Source organism: Nocardia sp. NPDC051030 (assembly GCF_040683015.1).
GTDB lineage: Bacteria > Actinomycetota > Actinomycetes > Mycobacteriales > Mycobacteriaceae > Nocardia.
This window is the reverse complement of the sequence record NZ_JBFBCD010000004.1, coordinates 756841-768655: the sequence shown is the minus strand read 5'-3', so window position 1 is coordinate 768655 and position 11815 is coordinate 756841. Positions and strand designations below refer to the sequence as shown.

Annotated in this window: 9 protein-coding genes and 1 tRNA gene; 3 read left to right on the top strand and 7 right to left on the bottom strand. The window is 66.3% G+C overall.

Going from position 1 to position 11815, the window contains the following annotated elements; all coding sequences use genetic code 11:
• Positions 1–26 precede the first annotated feature (26 nt).
• Both AB0N05_RS17160 and AB0N05_RS17155 read right to left on the bottom strand, forming a co-directional pair.
• On the bottom strand, positions 27–914 hold the full coding sequence (locus tag AB0N05_RS17160; protein WP_364694268.1) for a TOMM precursor leader peptide-binding protein: 888 nt from the start codon (positions 912–914) through the stop codon (positions 27–29).
• A gap of 132 nt (positions 915–1046) precedes the next feature.
• Complete coding sequence (locus AB0N05_RS17155) at positions 1047–2483, bottom strand: zinc-dependent metalloprotease (RefSeq protein ID WP_364694265.1); 1437 nt, start codon at positions 2481–2483, stop codon at positions 1047–1049.
• Between the two features lie 84 nt (positions 2484–2567).
• Between AB0N05_RS17155 and AB0N05_RS17150 the strand changes: the two genes are divergently transcribed.
• Positions 2568–3593: a PDZ domain-containing protein gene (locus tag AB0N05_RS17150; protein ID WP_364694262.1), complete on the top strand. Its 1026-nt coding sequence runs from the start codon at positions 2568–2570 to the stop codon at positions 3591–3593.
• Between the two features lie 64 nt (positions 3594–3657).
• Here the strand turns inward: AB0N05_RS17150 and AB0N05_RS17145 are convergent, their stop codons facing one another.
• Positions 3658–4260, bottom strand: coding sequence for a PPA1309 family protein (locus AB0N05_RS17145; protein ID WP_364694259.1), 603 nt, complete (start codon positions 4258–4260; stop codon positions 3658–3660).
• A 255-nt stretch (positions 4261–4515) separates the two neighbouring features.
• On the opposite strand from AB0N05_RS17145, the gene AB0N05_RS17140 reads away from it, so the two are divergent.
• Positions 4516–7485: a UPF0182 family protein gene (locus AB0N05_RS17140; protein WP_364694631.1), complete on the top strand. Its 2970-nt coding sequence runs from the start codon at positions 4516–4518 to the stop codon at positions 7483–7485.
• Between the two features lie 96 nt (positions 7486–7581).
• Here AB0N05_RS17140 and AB0N05_RS17135 read toward each other — a convergent pair whose 3' ends face one another.
• Positions 7582–8118, bottom strand: a complete 537-nt coding sequence (locus AB0N05_RS17135; RefSeq protein WP_364694256.1) for a transglycosylase family protein — start codon at positions 8116–8118, stop codon at positions 7582–7584.
• A gap of 489 nt (positions 8119–8607) precedes the next feature.
• On the opposite strand from AB0N05_RS17135, the gene AB0N05_RS17130 reads away from it, so the two are divergent.
• Positions 8608–8681 (top strand) — tRNA-Met (locus AB0N05_RS17130).
• Here AB0N05_RS17130 and AB0N05_RS17125 read toward each other — a convergent pair.
• The 3 genes from AB0N05_RS17125 to AB0N05_RS17115 all read right to left on the bottom strand — a co-directional run bounded on the left by AB0N05_RS17125 (position 8682) and on the right by AB0N05_RS17115 (position 11738).
• Positions 8682–9338, bottom strand: coding sequence for a cytochrome b/b6 domain-containing protein (locus AB0N05_RS17125; protein WP_364694253.1), 657 nt, complete (start codon positions 9336–9338; stop codon positions 8682–8684).
• Positions 9325–10032, bottom strand: a complete 708-nt coding sequence (locus tag AB0N05_RS17120) for a molybdopterin-dependent oxidoreductase (protein ID WP_364694250.1) — start codon at positions 10030–10032, stop codon at positions 9325–9327. Before AB0N05_RS17120 ends, AB0N05_RS17125 begins: the two co-directional genes overlap by 14 nt.
• Positions 10033–10112: 80 nt before the next feature.
• Positions 10113–11738, bottom strand: a complete 1626-nt coding sequence (locus tag AB0N05_RS17115; RefSeq protein WP_364694247.1) for a tannase/feruloyl esterase family alpha/beta hydrolase — start codon at positions 11736–11738, stop codon at positions 10113–10115.
• Positions 11739–11815 lie beyond the last annotated feature (77 nt).

Below are 11815 nucleotides of genomic sequence, written 5' to 3'. Positions count from 1 at the left end.
GAGGTGGCGGGCGGTAGTGGTATCCATCACACCCACTCGTTTTCGCTATTTTCGCCTTGGAGGCAGCCGCAATTCGGATGTACCGGCCACGGACGGTGATCGATGTGCGGAGAATCCAGATCCAATTCGAGGGTCGTGTTCAGGGTGGCGGGTGGGTGTTCCGCGCTGCCGTGCGCAATGGTCTCGACCTCCTGCAATGCCAGTGCGGTCGCGGCGGCGATGCCCGCGGTGGAGGCGTAGCCGACCCGGCCCAGCAGCTGCGCGCTCAGGTGCGGCCAGTCCGGATCTCGATCGCAGCGGTGCAGATCGGCACAGCGCAGACAGCTGGTCTCGCCGGGCAGCACCAGCGGGCCGACCACCCCGCGCCCGTCCCGCATCCGCACCTGCAAATGCGGAACTCCGTACTCCATGAACTCCGCCACCAGCGCCGGATCCGGCACCAAGGCATCGGCCAGCACCACCAGTTCCGGCCGGTCCGGTCGCGCGAATTCGGGTATGCCATCCCGCGGCTCGGCAGTGTCACGTTCGCTGGAACGGCTGGGGCGCAAGCCGATCCGGCGCAGGCCCTCCGCCAGCGCATCGGACAGTGGCCCGCGCCCGTGCACCCGCACGGTGCGCAGTCGCGAGCGTGGTTCGTCGTGCGCCAGCAGGCCCGCGGACGCCATCTCATCGAGCAGGGACTGGGTGGCCTCGCCGTCGAAGCCCAATGCCCTGGCTTGCCACAGGATCTCGGGCTGGGTGCGCATGCCGTCCAGCAGCCGCAGGAAGGCGGGCATCGCTTCGGCGGGGCCGGGTGGTTGCAGGATGACCGCGGTACTCGGATCCCAGCCGAGCTGAACAGCGCCATTTCGGCGCACCAGCACCGTGATTCGAGGATGCAGCATCGGTCCGTGGTTCCGCGTGAGCGTGGTCATGTCGCCAGTGTGCGCGGCCCCGAATACGGGAAAACCCGCGGAAACGCTTATCCATCAGCGCTTTCGCGGGTTATCCACAAGTCACGAGAAGGGGCTTGACCCTATCCACAGCTTCGGGCGAGGCCCGGAAACTCAGGACTTCGCGTCACCTTCGGCATCGCCGGGCTCCTCGGGCTTCTTCTCGAGGTCCGCCTTGCCTTCCTTCTCGGCCTTCTCGGCGCGCTCGCGCGCCTCCGTCTCGGCCAGTTGCGCCAGCGGGTCGTCGAAGACCGCCGCGCCGCCGCCCAGCACCGAATCGATGAATCCGGCAGGCGAATCCAGATCGGCGGAGTCGGGAAGCAGGTCCGGATGTGCCCACACGCCGTCGCGCTTCTCGGCCCCGGCATCGCTGGTCAGCCGCCGCCACAGCGCCGCGGCCTCCCGCACCTTGCGCGGCCGCAGTTCCAGCCCGACCAGGGTCGCGAAGGTCTGTTCGGCCGGTCCGCCGGTGGCGCGCCGCCGCCGCAGTGTCTCGGCCAGTGCACCCGCACCGGGTAGCCGGTCGCCGACCGCATCGGTCACCACGGTCTCGACCCAGCCCTCGATCAGTGCGAGGAGGGTTTCGAGTCGTTCCAGCGCGGCCTTTTGCTCGGGCGTGGTCTGTGGTTCGAAGGTGCCCTGCGAGAGCAGTTCCTCCAGCTTGGAGGGATCCTGGGCCAGCGCCATTGGATCGAGTCCGGCCGCGGCCTGCTCGATGGCCGAGAAGTCCATCTTGATGCCGCGCGCGTAATCCTCGACCGCGCCCAGCACCTGCGGCCGCAGCCACGCCACATGCGAGAACAGCCGCTGATGCGCGGCCTCGCGCGCGGCCAGGTACACCAGGATCTCGCTCTCGGGCTGTTCCAGCCCGGCGCTGAATTCCGCGATGGCCGTGGGCAATAGCGCCGCGGTGCCGCCGGGGCCGAGCGGCAGGCCGATATCGGTGGAGGTCAGTACCTCCTTGGCGAGCTGGCCGAGCGCCTGGCCCAGCTGCGAACCGAAGGCGAGCCCGCCCATCTGTCCGAGCATGCCGACCATCGGGCCCGCGAACTGCTGGGCCTCGGCGGGCAGCGCGGAGGTCCACATGCCGGAAACCTGTTCGGCCACCGGATCACACAGCCGCTTCCAGGTCGGCAGCGTCTCCTCGATCCAGTCATTGGCGGTCCACGCGGTGGTCTTGGTGGCCCCGGCGGGGAAGGTGGTGGCCGCGTCCAGCCAGAGCTCGGCGAGGTGCGCGGCATCGGTGACGGCGCGTTGCTGGCCATCCGCGATCGGCGGCACGCTCGAGCCGAGTTGCTGGCGGGCGAGCCGCTTGGCGATGTCGTAATTGACCGGACCCGCCCCGGCGCCGCCGGGCTGGCTCATGCTGGTGAACATCTGGCCGAGCTGCGAGAGCATCTGGCCGAGCTGGGACGGATCGAATCCGCCGCCGCCCGGGCCGCCGATACCGAATCCGAACGGGTCGTTTCCACCGGAACCACTGGACTCGTCGCCGGGCTTGCGCTCCGGGTCGTCGTCGTGGTTCGAGAATCCGAACGGGGGGTTACTCATACCCACCACGGTACTGGAGCCGCGGACACCGCGAACCGCCGAGCAAGCGCGGCAATCACCGGCATCACCAGTACCCTTGGCCGCGTGAACCGTCGGATATTCACCCTGCTGGCCGCCTTGATCCCCGTATTGGTGCTGGGGCTCGTGGGCAGCGCCGTCCATGTTCCATTCGTGGCGCTCGGACCTGGGCCGACCTTCAACACCCTGGGCGAGGTGAATGGAAAACCGGTGGTCGAAGTGCGGAATGCGCAGCTCGATCCGACCACCGGCAATCTGAATATGACGACGGTGTCCGTTCGCGATCAGCTGAATATCTTCGAGGCATTCGGCCTCTGGGTGAGCGGCGATCATGGATTGGTGCCGCGCGCGGAGGTATACCCGCCCGGCGTCTCACGTGACGAGATCGACAAATCGAACCAGCAGGAGTTCAAGAACTCCGAAGACAATGCCGAATTGGCGGCGCTGCATTATCTGAAGCTGCCGACCGTGGTCCGGCTGACCAATGTCACCGAGGACGGGCCCGCCAAGGACGTGCTGCGCAAGGGCGATGAGCTCGTCACCGTGGACGGCAAGCCGATCTCGACCGCCAAGGATGTGGTGGCGGCGGTGTCCTCCGCCAAGCCCGGCACCGCGATTCCGGTGGTGTTCCGCCGCGACGGCGTCGAGCAGACCGCCGAGATCACCCTCGGTGCGCGCCCGAACGACGCCGAGAAGGGCTATCTGGGCATCACGCCGGGCGAATTCGCGGGCGGGCCGATCCAGGTCGACTTCAATCTGGCCGAAATCGGCGGTCCCTCCGCGGGTCTCATGTTCACCCTCGCGCTGATCGACAAGCTCACCCCGGGCGAGCTCAGCGGTGGCAAGTTCGTCGCGGGCACCGGCACCATCGATCCCGACGGCAAGGTCGGCCCCATCGGCGGCATCCAGTACAAGATGATCGCCGCCCGTGAGGCCGGTGCCGAGACCTTCCTGGTCCCCGCCCTCAACTGCAATGAGGCCGCCCAGCGCACCCCCGACGGCCTGCGCCTGGTGAAGGTCGAGAACCTCGGTGGCGCGGTGCAGGCCCTGGACGACATCAAGGCGGGCAAGGACGCGCCCAGCTGCGGATAGTGACTCGAAGACGACTGTGCCCCGCTACCCGAGGTAGCGGGGCACAGTCGTTTCAGGCCTGCGATCAGAAGTCGTCGGGATCGTTCTCGAGCGTATTGCGCAGCGCCTCGACCAGATTCGACGCCAGATTGGGTGCGGTGCGGAGCTCGAGGTCGCCGAACGGATCCTCCTCGTGCTCGGCCGGACGGACCTGGATCAGCGATAGCGAGGCGCCGTTGCGCAACACGCCGACGAACAGCCGGGCGTCGCGGCGATCCGGATGGGCGACGGCGGCCTGACGACCGGCCAGGTCGGCGGCTTCCGGATCGGCGAGCAGCGGTTCGATGGCGTCGTCGAGGGTCTGCTCGGCGGCGGGCGGCAGCACCACGATCTGCTGCACCAGCACGCAGCCCTCGACCGACTGCGGCCAGCTGGTGGTGGCCAGAAATGCGTCCAGGGCCATGGAATATCCGGTGAGGTCCTCCGGGAACGGTTCCTGCGCAATGGGAGTCAACGCGTCCTCGGAATCGAGCTGATCCAACAGCGCGGGTTCGGCCGCGACCAGGTCGACGGTCGGCACCAGCGCGAACATCTGCGGCGGGCGGTTCCAGCCCTCGCCGTCGACATACTCGGCGACTTCGCGGATGCACCGGTACAGGGCGGATGCGGCCCAGGCCTCAGGGTTCACCCCGCAATCCTCGCATCGTGACGCGGCCGTCCCGATCGCGGGTGGAACAGGCTCGCTCGACGGTAGCCAGGCCGGTGTGAATGGGTCTGCGGCGCTTGCCAAGCACTCGAGGTGGCAGGTGTTGGGTCCAATGTCGGGCGTTTTACGTAGAGTGGGGCGCGAATGGTCCCCTGGGACCAACTCGCATCATCGGACTGCGGCGCACCGGCCGGTCAACTCGGCGCGGGCGTCGCCGGACCCTGGGAGAGTGGCATCGTGGGCATGCGCCCCCCGAGCGGCTTACCTTCGCTGTCCCGTCGCAGCCGCGTGCTGTTGGTGACGGCCTTGGCGCTGGCGGCTTTGTTACTGGTCGGGCCTCGCCTGACCGACGCCTATACCAACTGGCTGTGGTTCGGGGAGGTGGGATTCCGAGGCGTCTATCACCGGGTGTTGCTGACTCGAACTCTGCTGTTCCTGGTGGTCACGGTGGTGGTGGCGGCCATCATCTGGGTGGCGCTGCTGTTGGCGTACCGCTCGCGGCCGGTCTTCGTGCCGTCTTCGGGTCCGGGTGATCCGATCGCGCGCTACCGCACCACCGTCATGAGCCGGCTGCGGCTGTTCGGCCTCGGGATTCCGTTGCTGATCGGCGTGCTGTCGGGTCTGGTGGCGCAGTCGAGCTGGGTGACGGTTCAGCTGTTCCTGCATGGCGGCACGTTCGGCCAGCAGGATCCGCAGTTCCATCTCGACGTCGGCTTCTACGCCTTCGACCTGCCGTTCTATCGCATGATCCTGAACTGGTTGTTCGTCGCCGTGGTGATCGCGTTCTTCGCGAATCTGGTGACGCACTACGTGTTCGGCGGTCTGCGGCTGGCCGGGCGGGAGGGCTCGCTGAGCAATTCGGCGCGGGTCCAACTGGCGATCATCGCGGGACTCTTCGTGCTGCTCAAGGCGATCGCGTACTGGTTCGACCGGTATGCGCTGCTGTCGAGCACCCGCAAGGATCCGACCTTCACCGGCGGTTCCTACACCGACATCAACGCGGTGCTACCGGCGAAGCTGATCCTGCTATCCATCGCGGTGATCTGCGCGGTGGCGTTCTTCGCCGGTGTGGTGTTGCGCGACTTGCGGATTCCGGCCATGGCGGCGGCGCTGCTGGTGCTGTCCTCGGTGCTGGTCGGCGCGGTGTGGCCGCTGCTGGTCGAGCAGTTCTCGGTGCGCCCGAACGCGGCCACCAAGGAGAGCGCCTATATCGAGCGCAATATCGCGGCGACGCGGCAGGCGTACGGGCTCACCGATGACAAGATCGAGTACACCGATTACAAGGGCGTGGCCCAGCCGACCCCGGACGGCAAGGTGTCCGCGGTCGATCAGGAGACGATCAAGAACATCCGCCTGCTGGATCCGAACCTGATGACGCAGACGTTCGTGCAGCGCAATCAGCAGTTGCAGAACTTCTACGGCTTCCCGGATCCGCTGGACGTCGACCGCTACAAGGTCGGTGACGAGATGCGTGACTTCGTTGTCGCCGCGCGAGAACTGGTGCCGCAGAACCTGACCGGCAACCAGACCGACTGGATCAACAAGCACACCGTCTTCACGCACGGCAATGGTTTCGTCGCCGCCCCGGCGAACCAGGTGAACGCCGCGCCGCCGAAGGAGGACAAGGAGGCGGCCGGCAATACCGGCAACAACAACTCCGGCGGCTACGGCTACCCGGTCTTCAATGTCGGCAATCTGAAGACGGTCAGCGACTTGTTCACGCCGGAGGCCGAGCAGGCCATCCCGCTGAAGGAACCGCGCATCTACTACGGCGAGCTGATCTCCAAGACCGATTCGGACTACGCGATCGTCGGGGCCAACAATCAGGCTCCGCGCGAATACGATTCGCAGGATCTGCAGTACACCTACAACGGCGCGGGCGGCGTGCCGATCGGCAACTGGTTCAACCGCCTGGCCTTCGCGGCCAAGTACGCCGAGCGCAACATCCTGTTCTCGGGAGCAATCGGATCCGATTCGAAGATCATCTTCAATCGCAATCCGCGCGATCGAGTGCAGAAGGTCGCGCCGTGGCTGACCGCCGACGGGGAGACCTATCCGGCGGTGGTGGACGGTCGCATGGTGTGGATCGTCGACGCCTACACCACCCTCGACAACTTCCCGTACGCCCAGCGCACCTCGCTGGACGGCGTGACTGAGGACAGCATCGACCAGACCACCGGCCGGTTGCTGCCGCGCAAGGAGGTCTCGTACATCCGCAACTCGGTGAAGGCGACCGTCGACGCCTACGACGGCACGGTCAAGCTCTACGAGTTCGACAAGACCGATCCGGTGCTGAAGGCGTGGATGGGTGTGTTCCCGAACGTGGTGCAGCCGGAGAGCGCGATCACCGATGATCTGCGAGCGCATCTGCGGTATCCCGAGGACCTGTTCAAGGTGCAGCGCGAGATGCTGTCCAAGTACCACGTGAACGATCCGCGAGAGTTCTTCACCAACAACGCCTTCTGGTCGGTGCCGAACGATCCGACCCAGGAGGGTGCGGCCGCGGGCTTGCATCAGCCGCCGTACTACGTGCAGCTGGGTGATCCGAAGGGCGGTTCGACGTTTGCGCTGACCGGTGCGATGGTCGGCTACAAGCGCCAGTTCCTGTCGGCCTATCTGATGGCTCCCTCGGATCCAGGCAAGTACGGCAAGCTCCGAGTCATGCGTCTGCCGAACGATTCGCAGACACCGGGTCCGGGGCAGACGCAGTCGTCCATCACCCAGGACGGCAATGTGTCGCAAGCCCGGAACCTGCTGACCACGGGCAATTCCAACAAGATCCGCATGGGCAATCTGCTGGCGCTGCCCTACGGTGACGGCGGAATCCTGTATGTCGAACCCTGGTATCTGGAACGAAATACCGGCACCCAGAATGCGCCGGCGTTCCCGCAGCTGGTGAAGGTGCTGGCCAGCTACCAGGACAAGGTCGGCATGGGTGCGACCGTCGAGGAAGCCCTGAACGCGGTGCTACCCGGCTCGCCGGGCAGTGCGGCGACCACCCAGCCGCCCGCGAACCAGGGCAATGCCAACCCGCCGCCCAGTCAGCCCTCGACCGGTTCGTCCGGCAAGGACGCGGCGGTGCAGCAGATCAACGATGCGCTCAAGGCGGTGTCCGATGCGCAGAAGTCCGGTGATCTGGGCGCTCTGGGCAAGGCGCTGGAGCAACTCCAGACTGCCGTGAACAGCTACCAGAAGGCAGGCAATTAGCCTGTAGCGCAGGGTTGTTCACAACAAAAGGGTGCTGCCGTCTCCATTGACGGCAGCACCCTTTCGCTTCTTCCGGTATGGGAAGGAGGCTTGGTGTCAGCGACCCCAGGACTCGATGAGGGCCGCGTTCTGATTGAGGATCTGGTTGTACTCGCCCGTGACGCCGAACTGGTCGGCGAGACCTCCGCCGACGCTCTTGGCCTGCTCGATGAGAGCTTGGCGATCGGTGGGGGCGACGGGAGCCACGACGGGCTCGGGGGCGGGAGCCACTTCCGGCTCGGGCTCGGTGACGCCGGTGCGCAGATACTGGCCGCAGACCGGCCAGGCGCCGACGCCCTGGGTGGCGAGCACATTCTCGGCCACGCGAATCTGTTCTGCCTTGCTCGCATTGGCGGGCGAGCCGGCACCACCATTGGCCGCCCAGGTGCTCTGCGTGAACTGCAGACCGCCGTAGTAGCCATTGCCGGTGGCGATGCCCCAGTTGCCGCCGCTCTCGCACTGGGCAACGCCGTCCCAGTCGTGAGTCGGGGCGGCCGAAGCGGTTGCGGAGAAGCCGAACGGGACGGCAACAAGGGCGCTGGTGACGGCCGCGAGGCCGAGGACGCGGGTGTTGATCTTCCGGTTCTGTTTCATGCGATGTCCCTCCCTGCGCTCACCGACCAGCGGTTTCTCGCTGTGTCCCTGTCCCCAGGGGGTCGTGGCACCTAACCGCGGGACAGGGTTTCCGGCGTGCGGCGGTTCGGTTCGAAGCCCATCACGGTTTGGTCCGGGCCGAGATTGACGGTAACGAATGAATCTCGACAGATCACGTCTTGATAACTTCAGAATTGCATGAAGCGAATAACGCTTGAAATGCCATTGATGCAGGTTAGCTATGCTGTATTTGCATAATCCGATCGGTCTGTTATCTACCCGTGATGTGTCCTAAGTCACTGATCAACTGTGAGGTGAGTCACGTTTTCACACACTTTTTGTGGAGACGCACGCGTGAACCGGACATCCAGCGAAGGTCTTCGCACCCCCCGCACCCCGCCCGGTACGCGGTTTTCGCCCGAAAAACGCCCTCTGACCAGACGATTTACGTTCTACGCCCAGGTGTGTGTAATGTTGTCCTCACACCGACGCGGGGTGGAGCAGCTCGGTAGCTCGCTGGGCTCATAACCCAGAGGTCGCAGGTTCAAATCCTGTCCCCGCTACTAGCGAAATGGTCCGGAACCTTTTGGTTCCGGACCATTTTCGTTTCTGGCCAGCCATCGGGGATGCTGCTGGTCCGCCCAGTCCCGGTCGACGTGGCCGGTCCGCATGCCACGCCGGGCCTCCGGGTCCTGGAACGCCTTTCGAATGTGGCCGGCCAGGACTGCCGCGATGGACCACGCGAAGACGTCGTGTACGAAGATCGCGCTGGTCCGGGAGATGGCAGGGAGCAGATGGATGAACCACATCAGCAGACCCGTGGACATCATCACCAGCACGGCACCGGCGATCCAGCCTGCGTAGAGCTTCTGCCCGGCGTTGAATTTGCCGGCGGGACGGTCCGCCGGTTTGGTCAGGCCCCGACGGACCGCGCTCAGCCAGCGCCGGTCGTACGGTGCGAAGCGGTTCAGCCTGCGGAGGTCGGCGCGGAAGGCGGGCGAGAACAATCCCAGCAGGACCGGCACGGGCAGTAGGACGCCCGACCACTCGTGGATGGTCGCCACGATGTTTCGTTGACCAACGAGTCGAGCCAAAGGCCCGATATAGAGGAAGGCTGCGGTTGTCGCGCATAGCAGCATCAGTGCTGCGGTGGTGCGGTGGACCATTCGTTCGGCTCTCGTGAACCGCCGCACACCGCCGCGCGGTTCAGTTCTTGCCATCGAGCCAGCCGTCCACGTCGTATCCGCGCTCCTCCCAGTAGCCGGGAACGACCCGGCTGGTGACCGATATGCCCGATAGCCATTTGGCGGACTTGTAGAAGTACATCGGCGCCACGTAGAGCCTGACCGGGCCGCCGTGCTCGTGCGTGATCGGCGCGTCCTGCATCCGCAGGGCCACCAGGACGTCGGAGCGCCGGGCCTGCTCGAGCGTGAGGCTCTCGGTGTACGCGCCGTCGAAACAGTTGAAGCTCAGGGCTTTACCTCCGGTACCGACCCCGGCGTCGTCCAGCAGGTCGGACAGCTTCACACCCTCGAAGGGCACTCTTTCGACGCGCCAGCCGTCGGTGCATTGCACGTCGTGGACGACGCGGGTCTGCGGCAATGCGCGCAGGTCCGCGAGGGTGTAGGTCCGCGGCCGGTCCACCAGGCCGTCGATCTTCAGCTCGTAGTCGGTTTCGCCCTTGCGCGGAACCGAGCGGACGACGTTGTAGTAGCGGAACCCGCCCGGGTTCGGGAGCAGTCCGGTGAGGCCGGTCGGATCATTCTGGGAAGCCTTGGCCAGCAAGCCTTCCCAGCCCGACTGTAGGTAAGGCGCCGTGATCAGCCCCGCCGCGCCGACGCCGAGCATGCCCAACAGAGTTCGCCGGGCGACGGGTGCGCCATCGGGCATGTTCTCAGGTTCGGTCTCGGGCATCTTTCGGCTCCTTTCTTCGTCGTCTGGAATGTGGTCCGGGCCCGACCTCCATCGAGAGGGCGGGCCCGTCCAGGGGCGGATCAGGGAGTGGGTGCGACGCAGCGGAAGCTGGCCGGGGACGCCGGGTCGCCGTCGCCGTTGTAGCGGGAGACGAACGGGAGACGGCAGAGGTCGCGCGAGACGGTCTGGCCGGTGGCGGTGGTCAACTCGGCCCGCAGGACCTCCGGCGCTTGGCCGTGCTCGACCCACGCAGTCAGGGCGGTCAGGTCGTTGCTGCCGGTGAGGGCGCAGTGCGTGACGCCCGGGGCCAGGAAGACGCGGTAGAAATCGTCGACCTTGGCGGTGCCGCCCAGTTGCGCGTCCACGCGGTTGCGGTAGTCGACGGTGCCGGCGGTGGGGATGAGCTGGTCGGCGTCACCCTGCCAGGTGATGATCTTGCCGCCCGCGTCGCGGAAGGCCGACAGGTTCGGGTCGGCGGTGCCGATGACCGAGTCGAACTCGGAGCGGGCCTGCTGGAAGATCTGATCGAACTGCGCGTAGGTGAGATTCGCGGTGTCGAAGGCGGGCTGCTTCGCCACGAAGTTGGCGACCCACTGGGCGGGGACGGGGAACGGCGCGCCCACGGTGACACCGTCGGGGCTGGTGGTGCTGGCCGTCAGGTTGCTGAAGTCGGCGCCGATCGGCAGGCCGTACCAGAGCCGCTGGCCATTGCCGTCCCGCGGACCGTCCCAGATTTTGCGGACCACTTCGGCATCGGCCTCGCTGATCGTGTACTCCTTGCCGTCGCACGCGACCTTGGTGCCGATCAGGCTGCGTGGGTCGAAGTCGCAGTGGCTCGGCTCACTGATCAGACCGTCGGCGACACCGTCCTGCGGGTCGCAGGCCTTGACCGCGGCCTGGTTGAACGCATTGAACTCGCACGTGGTCGGGTAGGTGTGCGACTCCTTCATCACCACCTGCGGCCAGAGTGTGGCGACCTCGAACTGATTCCAGTTGATGGCCGGGGCGTCGGCATTGATGCCATTGAAGTCGGTCGGGTACTTCTGGGCCTCCATGTAGCCCTGCCGTCCGCCGGTGGAGCAGCCGTTCCAATAGGAGTAGGACGCGGCATGCCCGTAGACATCGTTGACGACCTGCTTGCCGACGACGGCCAGCTCGTGCACCGAGCGGGAGGAGAAGTTCTCCAGCAGGGCGGTGTTGATCCGGCCGTCCGAGTTCAGCGCCCAACTGCTGTTCAGGCCGCTGGTATCCACGCCGGCGTCGGTGGTTCCGACCGCGTAGCCCTGCTTGACGGCCGTGGCCACGCCCCCGATGTTCCCGGCGGCGTAGGCGGCGCCACCGACCGCTTGGAAGCGGCCGTTCCAGCCGGACTCCGGCAGCCAAACCTGCACCTTGGCATGGTCATTCGCGCCGGGGTGGGTCAGGGTGACCGTCACTTCGCAGTGCGCGGGGACGTCGGGCACGGGGTAGCCGCCCAGCGGCGGGGTCCCGGGGACCTGGAATGTTCCCGCGGGGACGGCGGTCGCGGTCAGGGACTCCACGGTGGCGCCGGCCGGTGCGGGTATCTGAAATGTATTGCAGTTGGCGGCATTCGCGCTCGCCGGTGTGGTGGCGGAATCGTCCGACCTGTCCACCAGTGCGTAGATCGCGGCGGCGCCTGCCACCGTGACACCGACGGTTGCGAGTGCCAGTACTCGTCGCTTCAAGATCTCTCCTCGATTGGAATTGCACTCACTGTGTCCGGCGCGCCACCACCGACACATCAGTCAGGTGACGTTCGGCC